14 protein-coding genes are annotated in these 17,878 nt (G+C 62.2%); 7 read left to right on the forward strand and 7 right to left on the reverse strand.

Annotated elements, in window-relative coordinates:
* Positions 1-278: 278 nt before the first annotated feature.
* Positions 279-464 (forward strand): hypothetical protein, encoded by a 186-nt coding sequence (locus ACZ6WW_RS12670; RefSeq protein ID WP_281851388.1) that lies wholly within the window; start codon positions 279-281, stop codon positions 462-464.
* Positions 465-638: 174 nt separating this feature from the next.
* On the opposite strand, the gene pepN is transcribed toward ACZ6WW_RS12670, so the two are convergent.
* On the reverse strand, positions 639-3,284 hold the full coding sequence (pepN, locus tag ACZ6WW_RS12675; RefSeq protein ID WP_465274518.1) for an aminopeptidase N: 2,646 nt from the start codon (positions 3,282-3,284) through the stop codon (positions 639-641).
* Positions 3,285-3,351: 67 nt separating this feature from the next.
* On the opposite strand from pepN, the gene ACZ6WW_RS12680 reads away from it, so the two are divergent.
* The 6 genes from ACZ6WW_RS12680 (at position 3,352) to ACZ6WW_RS12705 (ending at position 10,190) form a co-directional block, all read left to right on the forward strand.
* Positions 3,352-4,362 carry an aldose epimerase family protein gene (locus ACZ6WW_RS12680; RefSeq protein ID WP_465274519.1) on the forward strand — a complete coding sequence of 337 codons (1,011 nt, stop codon included), beginning with the start codon at positions 3,352-3,354 and terminating at the stop codon, positions 4,360-4,362.
* Positions 4,359-5,309: a pyridoxal-phosphate dependent enzyme gene (locus ACZ6WW_RS12685; RefSeq protein WP_465274520.1), complete on the forward strand. Its 951-nt coding sequence runs from the start codon at positions 4,359-4,361 to the stop codon at positions 5,307-5,309. Before ACZ6WW_RS12680 ends, ACZ6WW_RS12685 begins: the two co-directional genes overlap by 4 nt.
* A gap of 189 nt (positions 5,310-5,498) precedes the next feature.
* Positions 5,499-6,281: a hypothetical protein gene (locus ACZ6WW_RS12690; protein WP_465274521.1), complete on the forward strand. Its 783-nt coding sequence runs from the start codon at positions 5,499-5,501 to the stop codon at positions 6,279-6,281.
* A gap of 39 nt (positions 6,282-6,320) precedes the next feature.
* Positions 6,321-7,064 (forward strand): MHYT domain-containing protein, encoded by a 744-nt coding sequence (locus tag ACZ6WW_RS12695; protein ID WP_465274522.1) that lies wholly within the window; start codon positions 6,321-6,323, stop codon positions 7,062-7,064.
* Between the two features lie 186 nt (positions 7,065-7,250).
* On the forward strand, positions 7,251-7,817 hold the full coding sequence (locus ACZ6WW_RS12700; protein ID WP_465274523.1) for a DNA-3-methyladenine glycosylase I: 567 nt from the start codon (positions 7,251-7,253) through the stop codon (positions 7,815-7,817).
* 159 nt (positions 7,818-7,976) lie between these two features.
* Positions 7,977-10,190 (forward strand): ricin-type beta-trefoil lectin domain protein, encoded by a 2,214-nt coding sequence (locus ACZ6WW_RS12705; RefSeq protein ID WP_465274524.1) that lies wholly within the window; start codon positions 7,977-7,979, stop codon positions 10,188-10,190.
* A gap of 55 nt (positions 10,191-10,245) precedes the next feature.
* On the opposite strand, the gene ACZ6WW_RS12710 is transcribed toward ACZ6WW_RS12705, so the two are convergent.
* The 6 genes from ACZ6WW_RS12710 to ACZ6WW_RS12735 all read right to left on the reverse strand — a co-directional run bounded on the left by ACZ6WW_RS12710 (position 10,246) and on the right by ACZ6WW_RS12735 (position 17,784).
* The gene (locus ACZ6WW_RS12710; RefSeq protein ID WP_465274525.1) at positions 10,246-11,127 is read right to left on the reverse strand and encodes a hypothetical protein; all 882 of its coding nucleotides are present in this window, start codon (positions 11,125-11,127) and stop codon (positions 10,246-10,248) included.
* A 53-nt stretch (positions 11,128-11,180) separates the two neighbouring features.
* Entirely contained in the window at positions 11,181-12,710 is a 1,530-nt protein-coding gene (locus tag ACZ6WW_RS12715; RefSeq protein ID WP_465274526.1) for an esterase-like activity of phytase family protein, read from the reverse strand.
* A gap of 103 nt (positions 12,711-12,813) precedes the next feature.
* A complete protein-coding gene (locus ACZ6WW_RS12720; protein WP_465274841.1) occupies positions 12,814-15,171 on the reverse strand; it encodes a TonB-dependent receptor in 2,358 nt (785 codons plus the stop codon).
* 210 nt (positions 15,172-15,381) lie between these two features.
* On the reverse strand, positions 15,382-16,266 hold the full coding sequence (gene bioC / locus ACZ6WW_RS12725; RefSeq protein WP_465274527.1) for a malonyl-ACP O-methyltransferase BioC: 885 nt from the start codon (positions 16,264-16,266) through the stop codon (positions 15,382-15,384).
* Positions 16,259-17,032, reverse strand: a complete 774-nt coding sequence (gene bioH, locus ACZ6WW_RS12730; RefSeq protein WP_465274528.1) for a pimeloyl-ACP methyl ester esterase BioH — start codon at positions 17,030-17,032, stop codon at positions 16,259-16,261. Before bioH ends, bioC begins: the two co-directional genes overlap by 8 nt.
* Complete coding sequence (locus ACZ6WW_RS12735) at positions 17,029-17,784, reverse strand: sulfurtransferase (RefSeq protein WP_465274529.1); 756 nt, start codon at positions 17,782-17,784, stop codon at positions 17,029-17,031. The genes bioH and ACZ6WW_RS12735 overlap by 4 nt, the downstream gene beginning before the upstream one ends.
* Between the last annotated feature and the right edge of the window lie 94 nt (positions 17,785-17,878).

Genomic DNA, 17,878 nt, shown 5'->3' on the forward strand with positions numbered 1-17,878 from the left:
AGGAACAGGGGGAATCCAGGATGACCGTGTTGCCAGGCGTCAGAAACCGAAAAATCTGCCGGGGATCGGCGCACAAAAACCGCTCCGCGTGATGCGGATATTTACCCTCTGAGCGTGAACATGGGGTGACTAAAACGCTAATTTGTGCCGGTTGGGGGCAAGACGTGACGCATTACGTCAGTTTGCGCAGCCTCACTCAGGAAAGCGTGATTTACATCACATTCTGGCATGGGCGTTGCATTCGTCCCCGTACAAGACAAGTTCTAGGGGGACGTGCCATGGAGTACTCGCTGGATTTGCAGCCTGTTTATACGCATCACGATCTGCTGATCGAGATGGGACGTGTGGAAATGGCGATGGACCGTTTGCAGGCGCGTAGCGCGCAGGAAAACCTTTCCCTGCGCCCGCGACTGGAAACACGCATGAAGCAGCTGCGCCACGCCTTGGAAGAATTGCCGGTCTGAATGACCGGCCCCGCGTAACAGCCGAAACCTGTTTGACTTACGCCCGGGTGTAGCCGTCTTCGGACGCGCTGCACTCGGGCGATTTTTTTGCGACCAGGTACGGACTCCAAATAGCCTCAGTTTTCCCTATCGTCATCCCGGCCTGCGCCGGGATGACGACTAGGGGGCCACGATTCAATCACCCAGCATGCTGCGCACGATCTCACCAAGATTGCGCGACAGCGAACCCTCTTCAGCCAAACCAGCAATGGCCGCGCGCGCCGCATCGCGCCGCACCGGCTCCAGTCGCCGCCAGCCATTGAGCACCGTGGCCAGACGGGCAGCGACCTGCGGATTGAGCGCGTCGAGTTCGCGAAGGCGTTCGGCCAGATAGCGATAGCCGGCACCATCGGCACGATGAAAGCCACTGGGATTGCCGCGTGCCCAGCTACCGAGCAGCGCGTTGACGCGGTTGGGGTTCTTCAACGTAAAGGCGAGGTCGTTGGCCAGCGACTGGACCCGCTCGAGCACGGCATCGCCAGGCAGTTGCGCCTGTACGGCAAACCACTTGTCCATCGCGAGCGGATCGCCGGCATGATGCTGGCGGAAACGAGCCAGCGCGTCGGCAGCCTGCGGCGCCTGGCTGCGCACGAGCACCGACAGTGCGGCGAGGCGGTCAGTCATCGTGGGCGCGTGTGCGCACTGCGCGGCGGCAGCGATCAGCGCATGGTTGCTATCGATCAACGACCACAGATCGAGCACGCGTTTCTTGAGGCGGCGCTGCGCCTGACTGGCGGCGTCGAGGTTGCGGTTGGTCTGCGCGGCCAGCGTGTCGTAGCGCCGTTGCAGTTCAGCGGTGCCGAGGCGTTCGGCAAGTCGGCGCTGCAGTGCCTGGCGGGTCGCATGAATACGCGAGGGATCGATATCGTGCTCGCGCTCGGCCAGCTCGATTTCGCCCGGCGGCGTCAGCAGGTCGGCGAGCAGGGCGTCATCGAGGCCGCCACGCTCGAACAGATCGGCCAGCGCGTCGCACCATGCCTGTACCGCGACGTCGTCACCGTTGTCGCGAAGCGCGTCGTACGCGCGTGCGGCCAGTTGCTGCCCGGCCTCCCAGCGGTTGAAACCGTCGACGTCGTGGCGCAGCAACAAGGCCAGCTCGGCCGGCGAGTAATCGCATTCCAGGATCGCCGGGGCGGAGAAGCCACGCAGCAGCGATGGCACCGGTGCCGCGTCGACATGTTGGAAAACGAACGATTGCTCGGCCCGATCCAGCACGACGACGCGCTCGGTAGCGCCGTCTTCGCTATCGCCCAGGTGCAGCGCAAGCATGGCACCGTCCTGACCGAACAGGGCCAGCTTCACCGGAATCGGCAAGGCCGACTTCTGCGCCTGTCCCGGCGTCGGTGCGGTGTGCTGTTTCAAGACCAGGGTGTAGCTGCGTGCGTTTGCGTCGTAACGACCCTGGGCCTTGATGCGTGGCGTACCGGCCTGGCCGTACCAGGCCAGGTAGGGCGTGAGATCGATATGGTTGGCTTCGCCCAGCGCGCCGAGGAAGTCTTCCAGCGTCGCGGCGCGGCCATCGTTGCGCGCGAAATACAGGTCCATGCCGCGGCGGAAGCCGTCCTTGCCGAGTTTGCCGGCAAGCATGCGCACCAGTTCGGAGCCCTTCTCGTAGACCGTCGCGGTATAGAAGTTGTTGATCTCCTGATACTGCGCGGGACGCACCGGATGCGCCAGCGGACCGGCGTCTTCGGGAAATTGCGCGCGACGCAGGAGGGCGACATCCTCGATGCGTTTGAGCGCCGCCGAGTTCATGTCCGCCGAGAACTGCTGCTCGCGGAACACGGTCAGGCCCTCCTTGAGACTCAACTGGAACCAGTCGCGACAGGTGACGCGGTTACCGCTCCAGTTGTGGAAATATTCGTGCGCGACCACGGCTTCGACGGCGCGGTATTCGTCGTCGGTCGTCGAGTCGGGATCGGCCAACAGATACTTCGCGTTGAAAATATTGAGGCCCTTGTTCTCCATCGCACCCATGTTGAAGTCGTGCGTCGCCACGACATGGAAGACATCCAGATCGTAGTTGCGGCCATAGGCCTGCTCGTCCCAGCGCATCGAGCGTTCCAGCGCATCCATGGCGTAATGGCAGCGTTCGATGGCGTCCGCTTCGGCCCATATCACCAGCGTGACCGCGCGGCCGTCGGCGGTCGTGTAGTCGCGCTCGATCTTTTCGAGGCGCCCGGCGACCAGGGCGAACAGATAACTGGGCTTGGGATGCGGGTCGACAAAGCGCGCCCAATGACGACCGCCTTCCAGCTCCCCGGCACCATCGGGATTGCCGCCGGCAAGCAGCACCGGAAAGCGCGCGCGGTCGGCGCGCAGCGTGACCGTATAGCTGGCCAGTACGTCAGGCCGATCCGGGAAATACGTGATGTGGCGAAACCCTTCGGCCTCGCATTGGGTCAGCAAAAAACCGGTGTCACGCGTGCCGGAGAGGTACAGGCCTTCCAGCGCGGTATTGTTCGCCGGGTCCAGACGCACGCGCGTTTCGAGCACGCTGCCGTCCTGGGCGCCATCGACCTCGAGCATCTGGTCCGCTTGGCGATAGGCCGAGGGGTCCAGGGCCTTGCCGTCGAGTGCGATCGAAAGCAGCTCCAGGCCTTCGCCATCCAGGCGCAGCGGAGAGATGGCATCGCCGCGACTGAGCGTCAGGCGCGAAAGCACCTCGGTGCGGTCGATGGCCAGATCGAACTCCAGTTCGACGCGTTCCACCCGCCATGCGGGCGCTTGGTACTGGCTGAGCAGGATCGGCGACGTGGGGCTATCGGGGCGTGCATTCATGGGGGATTCGAAACGGGAACGAGTAGGTCAGGCTAACATGCGGTGCTTTGGTGCCAGGAACAAGGCTATGACTGCTTTCAGCATCGCGCGAGATCGTTTGGGATCCCATGAAATCGCCATCCTGGGCGACCCGGAGCGGCAACGGCAGGTACGCATCGTCAGCCGCGGCGCGGCGGTTATCGGCATCGAGATCGCGCATGAGGGCAGCACGTTCCAGCTGGCCGACGGCTATCGCGACCTGGCCGAAGTGGAGCAACGTCCGGGTTCGCGCTATGCCGTGATGGCGCCGTTCGCCAACCGCATCAAGGACGCCCTCTACCGCTTCGACGGGCAGACCTACGATCTTGCGCCCGGCGCCGAGGGCGGCAAGCGGGAGTCGCGCCACGGCTTCTTGCGCGATCAGGAATTTACGCTCGAGCGCCTGGACGCCGATGCCGCCGGCGCACACGCCGTTTTCGTCAATCGCAGCATTCGCCCTGGCGTGCATGCCGGCTATCCGTTCGCCATCGATGTCAGCGTGCACTACACCCTCCGTGCGGGTGGGCTCGACGTGGTGGCCAGCATGCGCAACGTCGGCGAACAGGCCGCGCCATGCTTCTTCGGCTGGCATCCGTACTTTCGTGTCGCCGATGGCGCAGTCGACGCCTGGGAACTGCAGGTGCCGGCCAGTCTGCTGATACGCACTGATGCGAACTTCATCCCGCTGCCGGGCGACGAAGCGTATGCCGCACTGGAAGACGAGCCGGCAATGGACTTTCGCCAGTGGCGCCGTATCGGTACGACCGAGCTCAATCACGGTTACGCCGGCCTGCACGCCGATGCCGATGGTCGCGCGCGCACCCGCGTACGCGATCCGAACACCGGGTTGACGGTGGCGATGTGGCAGACCCGCGGCATCGTACTCGCCTTCACCGCCGACACCGTGCCGCGCGATGCACGTCGCGCGATCGCGCTTGAGCCGATGGAGAGCATGTCCGACGCATTCAATCGCGAGGACTGCGCCGCGGCCATCCGCCTGGAACCCGGTGCAGAGCGCCTCTTCCATTGCGGCATCGAGATCGAGAACCAGCACGCATGAGCCAGCATCTGCCCACCTTCGCGCAGATTCGCGATGCCGCCGCACGCATTGCGCCGCATGCCACTGTGACCCCGGTCCTGCGCAGTGCGGCCCTGGACAAGCTGGCCGGGGCCGAGCTGCATTTCAAATGCGAAAACCTGCAGCGCGGCGGTGCCTTCAAGTTTCGCGGCGCATGCAACGCCGTGTGGTCGCTCGACGAAGCGAAGGCCGCGCGCGGCGTAGTGACCCATTCTTCCGGCAATCACGGCAATGCCCTGGCCATGGCAGCGGCGACGCGCGGCATTCCCGCGCATGTTGTCGTTCCCGAAGGCGCGGTGCGCGCCAAGCTGGAGGCGATCGTTCGTGCGGGCGCGATCCTGCATCGATGCGAAGCGACCCAGGCAGCGCGTGAGGCGACTGCGGCGCACATTCAAGAAGAGACCGGTGCCGAACTGGTGCATCCGTATGCCGATGCGCGTGTCATGGCCGGACAGGGAACGCTGGTGCTGGAGCTGATGCAACAGGTCGGCGGTCTCGATGCGTTGATCACGCCGGTGGGTGGTGGTGGCCTGGCTTCCGGTTGCGCGATTGCAGCGCATGGCCTTCGTCCCGGGCTGTCCCTCTATGCGGCCGAACCGGAAGGCGCCGACGATACCGCCCGTTCGCTGGCGCAGGGCCGACGCGTTGAGCCGTTCGTGCCACACACCTTGTGCGATGGATTGCGCACGCTGGTGGGCGCGCCCAACTTCGAGGCTCTGCGTTCGCATGGCGTCGAGGTGGTAACCGTCAGCGACGCCGAAACGGTGGCCGCGATGAAGCTTCTGTGGGCCGAGCTCAAGCTGATCGTCGAAGTATCCAGCGCCACCGTGCTTGCGTCGGTGCTCAAGCAGCGCGAACGTTTTGCCGGACGACGTATCGGCCTGGTGTTGACGGGCGGCAATGTCGATCTGGGCGACCTGCCCTGGTAGCAATCAAAACTTGCGCTGGGCATTCGACCCATCGCGTACACAAAGCATTCACGTCTTCAGACGCGCACGCATGCATACATGCATGCGTGGCGTGTGCTTCTTTGAGGTCAATCACACTTTTCCGACGACGAATCAATCATCGTTTCGCACTACAACTTACTGCACCAGCATCGACTACAGGGGGGCCTAATGATCGAGCTGGAGATGCAGATCCTGTCCGATCGTCGGGAGGGTCTGCTGGTCGAACTGGGTCGTCTGGTTGTATCGAACGGCTTCAGCCTCATCCGACAACGCCTTGCACAAGACAGCCGCGGCGCGTGGCTGACATTGATCGTGCGTGGCCCGGCGGAACGCCAGCTGGTGCTCGAAGAGGCATTGGCCACGCATAGTCGCGTGCTGAGCTTCGAGGCGTCGCTGGCCGGAGAAGGCACGGGTGCCGCCATCGCCCAGGCTGCACCCATGTCGGCCATCCCCGCATCGCACGTTGCGCCGGCAGCTGCGCCGCCAGTCGCGGCAGCTCCTGCTGCCTTGCCCGATGTGCGTCAGGTGGAGAACGTGCTGCCGCAGATGGCGCACGACTATCCGCGGATTTTCCCGTGGCTGGTCACGCTGGAAAACGCGGTTTCCGACGATGCGCGCGAGCCGTCCCTGCTGCTCGCGGGTCGACGTACCGGCGCCTGGGTCTACAAGCGCGACTACGCACTGGGTGCCAAGTTGCCGCTGGGCGATGCCGTCAAGCGTATTGCGCTGCCGGCGCTACGCGGGCTGGCTACGGTCGAGCAGCACGGCGATCAACTGCATATTCGCAACAGCGCGATCTGCTCGCCGCGCGGGCGGTCGGGCTGCAAGTTCTTCAGCGGTTATCTGGAAGGTCTGCTCGGCGACGCGATGACAGCGGGCACGGTATTCGTGCGCAACCTGCATTGTCGCAGCCATGGGGCCGCCGATTGCGTGCTGGAGATTTCCCACTGAAACGTTCGGATCGGCATATTCAAATCAAGGAGAGTCACCATGCATGATCATCAGAACTACAACTGGTTGCTTGTCGCGCTGTCCTACGTCGTCTCGGTACTCGGTTCGTTCACCGCGCTGCAGCTGGCGGTGATGATTCCGGTCGCGCAAACCGGCAAACAACGCACCGCAGCCGTTCTTGCCGCCGGTGCGGCGATGGGCATCGGCGCTATCTGGGCCATGCACTTTATCGCCATGCTTGCTTGCGATATGGGCATGCAGGTCACCTACGATCTGCCGCGCACCGCGCTATCGGCAGTGATCGCCTTCGCAGCCTGCTCGGCAGGTTTGTGGGTCGCGGGTACCGGCGTTTTCAGTGGTGCCAAGCTGGTGCTTGGTGGCGTGTGCATGGGGCTGGGTGTGGCCGGCATGCATTACCTGGGCATGGCCGCGATGATGATGGCCGGGGACATGTCCTATGACATGGATCTGGTGGCCGCCTCCATCGCCATCGCCGTGATCGCGTCCATTGCAGCCTTGTGGTTGGCGTTCCACATGCGTGGCCCGGCGCAGATGATCGGTAGCGCGCTGGTGATGGGTGTGGCCGTCTGCGGCATGCACTACACCGGCATGGCGGCTGTGCACATGGAAGACAACGGCGGGCAGGTGCCGGAAAACTTCGCCCGTGGACTGCAGGGTGGCAATCTGGGCATGACGATCTTCGGCGTGGTGGTCGCGCTGCTGGTGATCGTGCTGGCGGTCAATCATCTGCGCCAGCGTCGTCGCGCGGCGATTTCCATCTAGCCCGGTCTCTATCGGAGGGGCGAATAGCGAGGGCGCACGGCGGTGTGCGCGCAACAAAGGTACGGGGATCCCTGTCTACCGGTACTGGCGCAAGTCGCGAACTAAGCCTCGGCGCCCTCGCTATTCGCCCCTCCATCACGCCGGCCGTCTCTGGCGCTATGCTGCCGCCTTCTTCAGGAGGACGATATGGCGCCCATTACTCGCTGTGCCTGGGCCAGCGGCGAACTCGACATCATGCGCGACTACCACGATACCGAGTGGGGCGTGCCGCTGCATGACGACCGCCTGCTGTTCGAATTTCTTTGCCTGGAAGGCGCGCAGGCCGGCCTCTCCTGGCGCACGGTGTTGGTCAAGCGCGAGAACTACCGCCGCGCGTTCCATAACTTCGAGATCGCCAAGGTCGCGGCGATGAAGGACCGCGAGCTGGAGAAGCTGTTGCTCGATCCCGGTCTGGTACGCAATCGCCTGAAGATTTATTCCGTACGGGATAACGCGAAAGCCGCGCTGGAGGCTATCGACGAGTTCGGCAGCCTGGATGCGTATCTCTGGGCTTTCGTGGGCGGCAAGACGATCCGCAACCGCTGGAGCGGTATGGGCGATGTGCCGGCCAGCACGCCGGTATCGGATGCGATGAGCAAGGCATTGAAGAAGCGTGGTTTCCGATTCGTCGGAACTACGATTTGCTACGCATTCATGCAGGCGACCGGGATGGTCAACGATCACCAGGTAAAGTGTTTCTGTTATCGCAGATAGCGGTAATTGTCAGGCGCGTCGTGCAAGGTTTGACGCAAGAAATTACGCAAGCATTCTGCCCGGTTTGAGCTTGATGCCAGATCACAGTGGCGATAGCTTATGAGCAAGGCATAACTATTTTGGGCGACATTTTCGCCTTCCGGGTAACAGGGGCTTGCAGTGAAATACAAAATTTTCCTCCGCCTGTTGGCGGGGGCGTCGCTTTTGGTTGCACTTGGTCTGGGCGAAAGCGCCTTGCGTGGCGATGCGGCTTCTTCGGCAGGCACGCCGCCATCAGGGCCGGGTACTCCATCTTTGCCACCTATGCCCGCCCCGGCGCCTCAGTCTCCTGCTGGCCAGCAGGTCCTTGTTCCTGCCTCATCCGGCAGCACCTTGAGCCCGCCATCTGCAGGGCAGCCTGAACTTTTCAGCTACACGGCAGCCAAGCCACGGCATGACGGTCCCTCGACCTTGTTCCCCATCAAGCTGAATATGCATGACGTATTCGCTTCTGCCCTGAATGGCCATCTCGAAGTAACGGCTCCCGATGGCACCCATCTGTCGCTGGCGTTTGACAGGCACACGGAGCAAGGCGACGGCAATTGGACATGGATGGGACGAGAGGAGAGCAGCGGTACGGGCCAAGATGCAACGATCACTTTCGGCCCGGAGGCAACCTTCGGCTCCTTGCCGAGCGTGAATGGCAATCAGCTGAAGATCACCACTGTTGCCGGCCAAACCTATATTGCATCTACGCCACTGTCGGTACTGCACAACGGGGCAAGCGAACACGATGGTGTGGCCATTCCTCAGAAGGCTGCCGATGTCGGCCAGGCGAGTGGTCAACCATCGTTGATGGCGGCTAGCGCTGCCGCCAGCGCCAGCGCATCCATACCGACGGTCGATGTGCTGGTTGCCTACACCAGCGGCTATCGCGCATATCGCGGGGGCACATCATCGACCGTTACCTATATTGTGTATCTCATCTCGGTTGCCAATCACGCGCTCTCCAACTCGCAAGTAAGCGCGCAATACCGGTTGGTAGGCACGATGGAGGTGAATTATCCGGACACGGGTGATAACTCAGCCGCCTTGACTGACCTGCAATCGTCTGCAGCAACTTCGCCGCTCGCTGCCGTGCATGCTGCGCGAGATCAGTATGGTGCGGATCTGGTCAGCCTCATGCGTGTGTATGGTTCGACCCAGGGAAGTTGCGGTGTCGGCTATATCATGCAAAGCGACCACAACCCGAACTACGCATTTGCAGAATTCAGCGATGGCCAGTATGACGAGCTCAATGGCTACTACAGCTATTGCACCAACGTAACACTCGCGCATGAGATGGGACATAACCTGGGCGCCGCGCACAACCAGCAGATTGCGCCGACAGGAGGGCTCTTTTCCTACTCCTATGGCTATCGGAACGATGCTGCAAATTTCTACGACATCATGGCCTATGGATTGACGGGGCAGCAGCAGTTCGAGATTTACTCCACCCCCCTGATTGCAAACTGCAATGGCGTGCGCTGCGGTGACGCTGCAACGGCCGACGTAGCAAGAACGCTTCGCCAGACCATGCCGATCGCGGCAAACTTCAGAGCGACGGTGGTGGCATCCTCGGATACGGCAATACACGGACCGATCACGCTCGTCGGTAGCGGGCGCTGCCTGGATGTTGTCAACGGTGGTACGAGCAATGGCTCACCCTTGCAGATGTGGGACTGCAATGGCCTCAATCAGCAATATTGGTATGTCCAGGACACGGCCGGTACCTTGAACAATCCTTCGGTGACTCCCGTTCTGGACGTGGATAACCTGCAAACAACGGATGGCACACAACTGCAGATATGGAGCCCGACCCAGGCCCCGAACCAGTCCTGGTACTTCAACAACGCGGAGTTGGTTACGACCAGCGGTCGGGTGCTGGACGCCTTGAACTATGGCACCGGGAACGGAACGCGGTTGCAGGTTTGGGACGCCACCGGCGCTTTCAACCAACATTGGCGCGTCGATCCGGTAACAAACCAGATCACCAATAGTGCGGGTCGCTGCCTGGATATCTTGAATTACGGCACGGCAGATAACACTCCCGTGCAGATATATGACTGTACTGGGGCCTATAACCAGAAGTGGTATCTGCAATCGAACGGAATGATCGTCAGCGGTACGACCGGCCTCTGTCTGCAATTGACAGGTACTGCGACGGGCGACGGCACACAGGTCAGCGTAGCGACATGCAACGGCAGCCCGCAGCAGTCCTGGCGCGTGCGCGGTGAGCTTCGCAGCAAGCAGAGCGACAAGTGCCTGGACGATCCCGCGGGAGGAAGCGCAAACGGGTCTCGCGTACAGATATATACCTGCTTGGGTAACTCGCACCAACGTTGGGAATATTGAAGCCCAAGCAAGCGGTACTCTCCCGGCATCAGCCGGGAGAGCTGAGCGAAATCAATCAGCCGCCCGCGCAGAACCCATTCGGATAGCTCGACGAACGATAGGCATAAATCCATGCCGTCTTGGTCGTCGAGTTGGCCAGGTTCCAGCTGCCCAGGCTGCTGATGGCCTGCATCAACACCTGTGAGCGCTGTAGTACCGGCGTGGTGAAATAGGTGTCGCTATCGGCGTCGACGCGGTAGGAAAGCTCGACCAGCGACGGTGTGGTGCTGTTGCCGACGTACCAGATGGTCAAGGTGAAATCGGCGTCGGAGTTGCCGATGTCCGAACTCGGGCCGTCGTATTCCTGCTGCGTCATCACCAGGCCGTTGACCGGCACCAGCGCCTGGGAGCTGTACGACGACAGCACGCTGGCGCCGGAGAACTGCGAGATCAGCGCGCTGACGCTGGCCGGTGCACCGCTGCTGGCCGGGTCTTGCTCGGTCGAGTGCGAGTACACCAGCTTGTCGGGGCTGACGTCGGTTTCGAGCTTGCTGCTCTTGTTCTTGCCGGTGCCGGTGACATCGGTGTAGTACGACAGCTCTTCGTCCGGATGGCCGAACTTGAACTCGACGTCCTTGTCGTCGCCCGTGCGGTAGCGCACCGAGTAGCCGTTGTTGCGCACGACGCAGGTGCTCGCGGTGTCGTAGTAGCTGATCTGGTCGTGGTTACCGGCCGAGAAGCTGCCGCTGATGGTCTTGTCGAAGTTGAGCTGGGTCAGGCGCGTCTTCAGCGCGGACAGCAGCGAGCTGGCGGCGCTGGACGGATTACTGGCGAACAGGCTCGGATCGAGCAGAACCTTGTATTCCTTGCTGTCGACCGAGACAGGTGCGTTGGCGTGACCGGCAACGCTGACCAGCATGCCGGCAGCCATCAAGGAGCAAGCGAGCGACTTTTTCATGTGCGAGTGTGCCTTATGTGGTGGGTAACAACCGGTTGCCCACACCGGTCGAATCAAGGACGTGCGCGTTGTTGCATGCTGGGCAAAGTGAGCCGGTAAACGAGAAGCATGTTGTCGTTGTCGAACGACGAGTCGCAGTGCTGGCCTTCCATCACGCAACGACGTGCGATGAAATCGTTGTCGTTGCCGACGAACAGGAAGTAGTCCTGCGGTGCGGATGGATCGAGCACGGGCACCAGATCCATCGCTTCCCATTTCTCCGACAGCGTGAGCGGCTGGTTTTTCGGCTGCGTGTCGACATTGAGGCCGAACCGAGACAACTGTGATCGATTCAGCAGATTGACCAGCTCGTGCAAGGACGCCGGTTTGATGCCTGCTTTGAGTTCGACGCTGTCGGATGAGCGCAGTACCGACGTGACGCTGGTTTCGTAAGTACTGCCGACGAGATTGGTGGCGTCGAGCGTGTCTACAAGCAAGACGCTCTTGTAGACGATCGGCTTGTTGTTATCGGTGCCCAGTCCGTTGCCGTCGCGCGATAGCATCAGGAACTGATGTTCGTTCAGTGCACGAATTTCGCTTTGCGCGGCTGTCTTGTTGGCAGCCCTGCCATCGCCGCGGTCGTTATAGGCTGGCAACTGCATCACATAGTGCCCGATCGGATGGGTCGGCACCGGATCATGGCTGACGTCGTAGACAAGCACGCGTGTGTTGATGCGCCCGGCTGCGTCGCCATGCGCGCTGTCCTGAATCAGTGCGCTTTGCAGCGCAACAAACAAACGCGTTCCATCGGGCGAAAGCGACATACCCTCGACGCCCTGGTTGTTGCGGCGTCCCGTTTGCGGCGGATTGAGCGAACCGAAATCGATATGACCATTGGTGCGCGGTACGACAGCTGACGGTGGAACGATCACGCCCTGCAGACGGCCCTTTGCATCGAAGTAGTACACGTGCGCAGCGTATTCGTCGCCGACATAGAAATGGCCGTCGCGCGTGAACTGCAGCGATTCCGCATCGATGGACACCTTGCCCGCGCCGGTGCCGCTGCGCGGTGCCGGCAGCAGGACACCGTTCTCCGTGATCGTGCCATCGGCCGGATCGGCTCCGGTAAAACGGTGGCCGAGGAAATCCGTGAGCACCAGGCCGCCATCGGGCTTGATGCGGACCTGTTGCTGAGACCGCGTATCGGCCGGCAGCTCTTTTCCGGTGTAAGGCGTGAACTCGATACGAAAGCGATGCAGGCGCGCGGCATAGTCGTAGAACAGACCCTCGCCCGGATCGTTACGGCCACGATCGGGAAGCGTCCACAGGACGGCTGTATAGCGGTTGCCGGTTCGCTTCCAGCTTCCCGGTGCGATCGCCAGGGATGAAAACGAACCCAGGGTGTCGCCAAGAAAATCCACCGTGCCCGCGGAAAGGCGCCCCGTCCCCACCAGACCATGATTGACCGAGCTGCGGCCCTCCAGGGTTATCGATTGCGGTGCGTCACCGTCGACGACATGCGGCGTAAGAATATCCGTTGCGCCGAGCGAGACGGTCGAGCACGCCCATAGCGCGGCCAACAGACGGCGAGTCATGTGTTTCATGCGAAGCGATCCCATGAACGACGCGGTATCTTCGCCACGATAGCCTTCGCCGGCATGACGAAAAAAAAGAGGCGCCATCAAGGCGCCTCGAAAGCCCCAAGCACTAGAAACGGATATCCAGCGTGCCGAAGGTCTGGATGGGTGCCGATGCGTGGAACACGTAGATCGTGCCCTTCGGATCGGTCGGTGCGAATACGCTGTTGTCGAAGTTGGCCGCGTAGCGCTTGTTGGTCAGGTTGGTGATGTTCAGCAGAATGCGTACGTCCTTGGCAAAAGCCATCGCACCGAAGTCGTAACCGGCGGCCAGATCGAACGTGGTGAAACCGCCGAAGCCCTGATCATTGGTGTACGTGTAGTAACGCTTGCCGGTGTACTTGCCGCGCAACGTGGCGAACCAGGGGCCGTAGGTATACGTGGCCTCGCTGGCAAACAGCTTGGTCGGCGTATCGACCTGGATCTTGCCCTTGGTCGGCTCCAGCACGCCAGCCTGCACATAGTCGCTGGCGTAGGTCGAGCGGTTGTACGAGGCCGAGTTGTACCAGCTGAAGTGGCTCGAGGGCGTCCACAGGAAGGTCAGCTCGACGCCGTGGCTGTCCACGCCGCCCACGTTGTAGAACTTGTTGCCGCAGCCCGGGCCGACCGGCTGGCGCGAATCGCACGGGTTGTACTGCAGCAGGCGGTTGTCGAAGCGAACCTTGTAGATCGCCGCCGAGGCCTGGAAGTCGCTCTGCACGATGCGGTAGCCGCCTTCGAGCGTGCGCGATTCTTCCGGCTGCAAGGTCTGCTGGGCGTTCCAGGTCGCCTGGCTGACGGCCTGCGGACCGAGCTTGAAGCCGCCCTGGAACATGGCGATGTTCTCGGCGTAGCTGGCGAAGACTTCCTGACCGTCGCTGATCTTGTAGTGCGCGCCCAGGCCCGGCAGGAACGCGCGGCTGGCGGACAGATTACCGGTAGCGAACTGGGCGGTGGAGTTGGCGGCGATCGGTTTCACCGCGATGCCCGGCAGCGCGGTCGCATCGGAGGTCACGTGCGGGCTCTTCACGCCGAAGTCGATCGACAGTTTGTCGTCCATCAACTTGATGGTGTCTTGCAGGTAGGCCTGGCGTGTCTGCCACACGGTGCGCTGATCGAAGGTGCCCACGTCCGGCTGGCCGTTCTGGAATCCGCTGATATCGCGCGGACCGGTCACATCGGTGTAGTTGTAGCGCGAGGCGCTGGAAACATTGTGCTCGTACCAGACGCCGCCTTCGATATGGTTGATGCCGATATCCCAGCCGGCGTTGAAGATCGCACCGGTGCGGTTGATCGTATAGAGCGTCTCGCGAATGATCAGCGGCAACTGCTCGGGCGTACCCGGGTTGGAGAAGCTGCCACTGTTCCAGTTGTTGCCCGAGCCGGCATCTTCATGGTGATACACCTGCGCATGCAGGGTCACCGTATCGGACGGAAAGAAATCGCCGGCGAGGTAATACAGGTCGTCGTTGCGCAGGATCTGGCCACCGGTGAAGGCGCCGTCGGCATCCTGGTCCGGGCCGCTCTTGTCGCACAGCTTGGCGTTGAAGCTGCCGCTGTTGCAGTAGGCACGGCTCAGCGCCTTCTGGAAGTTTGGCGCGTAGCCGCCCCAGTTCCAGCCCAGGCCGCGAGCCAGTTCGTCCTTGGAAAGATAGAAATCGTCGGCCTGCGACGTGCGCGACGTATCGGCGAATGCCGTGATGCGACCGCCGTCGAACTGATAAACGGCCTTGCCGTTGAACTGCTTGGTGGTCGACTTATTGTAGGCGCTCTGGTTGTCCCACAGGTCGGACGTCGTGCGCGAACCGGACAGGTACATCGAGAAGCCGTGGTACTCGCCCGTGTCAAAGCGGGCGAAGGTGCGGCGGTTCATGTCGCTGCCAAAGGTCTGGTTGATCCGTCCGCCCATCTGCTTGGACGGATCGCTCGACGTATAGGCGATGGTGCCGCCCAGGTCGCTTGTCGAGGGCGTACCCAGGTTGCCGATACCTTCGGCGATTTCGGCGCCACCCATGTTCTCCGAGATCAACGCGCGGTTGATGCTCAGACCGTTGTAGTTGTTGTAGGCACTGTCGCCCAGCGGCATGCCGTCGAGCGTGTAACCCAGGCGCGTGGAGTTGAAACCGCGCAGGCTCAGCGTCATCGACTGTTCGTTGGCGCCGAGTGCATCGATCGACTGCGCGTTCACGCCGGGCAGGATGTTGAGCACCTTCTGCAGGCTGGTACCGGGTGGCAGCGTGTCCTGGTTCTTGGTCTGGATACGCTGTACCTGACGCGATTCGCCGCTACCGACGACCGAGATGGCGTCGAGATTCTTGGCTTGATCGGTAGTGGGTTGCGCACTCGTATCGGTAGCGCTCGTATCGGTATCGTTCGGATGATTGTCCGTTGCCCGGACAGCCGTCGACAGCGCCAGGCCCAAGGCCACGGCGAGAACAGTCTTCTGCAGCACGCAATTCCCCTTCCTAAAAATTGGCGATACGTCGAACCGGCCACCGGTTCCGACGCGCAGGCTTCAAGAAGCCGGGGATGCTGTCATCTGTGAATGAAATTTTTATGACTGTGATAAGACGATGACAATCTTGCGCCAGACCGTCGGCCTGTAACCCAGGCGGTATCTACGTTTAGACGTCCATGAAAAATTTTTCACGAACGCGCGTCAGCGCCGACGCGATCCACGCAGACTGTCGATCGAGAAGCTGGCGATTTCGCCGCCGCCGGGCCCGCGGCGGGATTGGCCGGGCGGTGGGCCCCAGGCGTGGGCGGTAACGACTTCCCAGGTAGCGGGAATGCGGCCGTCGCGGCGCATGGTTTCGTACGCGGCCAGCATCTGCTGGTAGTGCTTCTTGCCCATCAGGCTGCGTTCGCGCGTGGTGTCGGCATTGGTGGCACCAAGACCCTGCAGCTCCTTGAGCAGCATGCGCGGTTCGCTGTAGGTCAGCGTGAAGCGGTCTACATCCAGCACCGGATCGCGTAGCCCGGCAGCGATCATCGCGTCGCCCAGATCGTGCATATCGAGGAAGCGGCTCACATGCGGTTGCTGATCGGCCTGCGCCCAGGCGGCTCGTAATTCCTTGAGGGTATCGGGACCGAACGTGGAAAACACCAGCATGCCGCCCGGCTTGAGCACGCGCACGCACTCGCCAAACAGTGCCTGCAGATCGTCGATCCACTGGAAGCACAGGTTGGAATGCAGCACGTCGACGCTGTGGTCGGGGAAGGGGAGCGCCGTAGCCTCCGCATTCACTCGCACAAAGGGCTTGAGCCAGCTCATATGCTGTTTGGCGGCGCGCAACATCGGCAGAGCGAGATCGACCGCGATGACTTGCGACTTGGCGTAACGCTTCTTCAGCATGGCGCTGCCGCGACCAGTGCCGGCGCCGACGTCCAGAACGCGTTCGGCCTCGCCCAGATAAAAATCCAGGCGCTCGTTCAACAGCTTCTGCACTTCCTGTTGCAAGGCGTCGTGCTGTTCGTACGTCGCCGCGGCACGGCCGAAGCTGCGGCGTACCTTGGCCCGATCGACGTGGAAATCGTCACTCACCGTAAGACTCCAGCAGCGGGTTCAGTGCCGCGACCACGGCATCGGCGTGGCCGAAAAATGGCGCATGTCCGGCATGATCGATCTGCGTGAAGCGCCCGCCAGCGCGTTCGGCGGACCACTGCATGGCGACGGGCGAAGCCAGGCGATCGAGCCGGCCGCCGATCCAGGCATTGGGTTGCGATAGCGTGGCGATGTCTTCGCGCAAGTCGATGACATCGAGAATGCGGATGCCTTCCTGCAGGATGCGCAGGTCGGGCTCGCCGCGTTCGAACACCAGCGAGCGCAGGTGGCGTAACTCGCCGCGCGGATCTTTGCTGCCCATCGCTTCCAACGCGAGGAAGCGCTCGATGGTGGCGTGATAGTCGGTTTCCAGATCGGTGGCCAGTTGACGTACCAGCGCCGGCTCGCTGCCGTACGGCCAGTCGGCACCGCGCGAAAACTTCGGCGTCGAACCGATCACGCCCAATGCGCGCACGCTTTGTGGCAGATCCAGTGCGGCCTGCTGTGCAATCAGGCCGCCAAGCGACCAGCCGACCCATACCGCGGGCGGCGTGGCTTCGGCGATGGCGGCAGCACAGGCATGCGGCTCCAGCGGCAGCACGCTGTCGCGCGAATAGCCATGGCCGGGTAGATCCACCACGTAAAGCGTGCAACGTTCACGCAGCGCCGTTACCAGCGTTTCGAACACGCCGCCATGCATCGCCCAGCCATGCAGCAGCACCAGCGGAATCGGGCCGCTGCCTCGGCGATCGATATACAGATTCATGCGTCGTCGCTTTTTTTGTCGAGCGGTGCGGGCGCCAGTTGCGGATCGACCGCGCCGCGCTCGTCGAATACGAAACAGTCGCCGCGCCAGTGCGCGCCGTCGGTTTCCTCGAAATATTTCAGAATCCCGCCTTCGAGCTGGTAGACGTGATCCATGCCGATGTCCTGCATATGCAGCACCGCCTTTTCGCAACGGATACCGCCCGTGCAGTACGACACCACCGTCTTGCCGGCGTAGCGCTCGCGGTCGGCAGCGATGGCGCCAGGAAAGCCGGTGAAGCTATTCAGGCGATAGTCGATGGCCTGCTCGAACAGACCGACATCGGTTTCGTAATCGTTGCGCGTGTCCAACAGCACCACGTCGCGGCCTTCATCGTCACGGCCGCTGTCCAGCCAGCGGCGCAGCGTTTGCGGCGTCACGGAAGGCGCGCGCGCGTTTTCCGGGCGAATCGCTGGCATGCGCATCGTGATGATTTCCTTCTTCAGGCGTACGCGCATGCGGCCGAATGGGATCGCGTCGGAAACCGACTCCTTCGGGATGAGTCCGGCAAAGCGCGAATCCTCGCGCAGCCAATCCATGAAACTGTCCACCGCCTCGCGCGGGCCGGCCAGGAACAGGTTGATCCCCTCCGGCGCCAGCAGGATGGTGCCCTTGAGCGCCAACAGGTCGCAGCGTTCGAGCAGGCGCTCGCGCAGCGCCGGGAGGTCGTCCAGGCTGACGAAGCGATAGGCGGAGAGGTTGACGATCGACATGCGGGGATACGGCGTATAAGGAGCGCAATTATAAGGGCTGAGGTCCAAGAGCGCCCCCTCACCCCAACCCTCTCCCCCGGCAAAGCCAGGGGAG

Source organism: Dyella sp. NPDC103356 (assembly GCF_055584465.1).

Excerpts from the sequence above, each read along its gene's own strand:
- ACZ6WW_RS12670 (WP_281851388.1), top strand. The coding sequence starts at position 279 with ATGGAGTACTCGCTGGATTTGCAGCCTGTTTATACGCATCACGATCTG.
- pepN (WP_465274518.1), bottom strand. The coding sequence starts at position 3,284 with ATGAATGCACGCCCCGATAGCCCCACGTCGCCGATCCTGCTCAGCCAG.
- ACZ6WW_RS12680 (WP_465274519.1), top strand. The coding sequence starts at position 3,352 with ATGACTGCTTTCAGCATCGCGCGAGATCGTTTGGGATCCCATGAAATC.
- ACZ6WW_RS12685 (WP_465274520.1), top strand. The coding sequence starts at position 4,359 with ATGAGCCAGCATCTGCCCACCTTCGCGCAGATTCGCGATGCCGCCGCA.
- ACZ6WW_RS12690 (WP_465274521.1), top strand. The coding sequence starts at position 5,499 with ATGATCGAGCTGGAGATGCAGATCCTGTCCGATCGTCGGGAGGGTCTG.
- ACZ6WW_RS12695 (WP_465274522.1), top strand. The coding sequence starts at position 6,321 with ATGCATGATCATCAGAACTACAACTGGTTGCTTGTCGCGCTGTCCTAC.
- ACZ6WW_RS12700 (WP_465274523.1), top strand. The coding sequence starts at position 7,251 with ATGGCGCCCATTACTCGCTGTGCCTGGGCCAGCGGCGAACTCGACATC.
- ACZ6WW_RS12710 (WP_465274525.1), bottom strand. The coding sequence starts at position 11,127 with ATGAAAAAGTCGCTCGCTTGCTCCTTGATGGCTGCCGGCATGCTGGTC.
- ACZ6WW_RS12715 (WP_465274526.1), bottom strand. The coding sequence starts at position 12,710 with ATGAAACACATGACTCGCCGTCTGTTGGCCGCGCTATGGGCGTGCTCG.
- bioH (WP_465274528.1), bottom strand. The coding sequence starts at position 17,032 with ATGAATCTGTATATCGATCGCCGAGGCAGCGGCCCGATTCCGCTGGTG.
- ACZ6WW_RS12735 (WP_465274529.1), bottom strand. The coding sequence starts at position 17,784 with ATGTCGATCGTCAACCTCTCCGCCTATCGCTTCGTCAGCCTGGACGAC.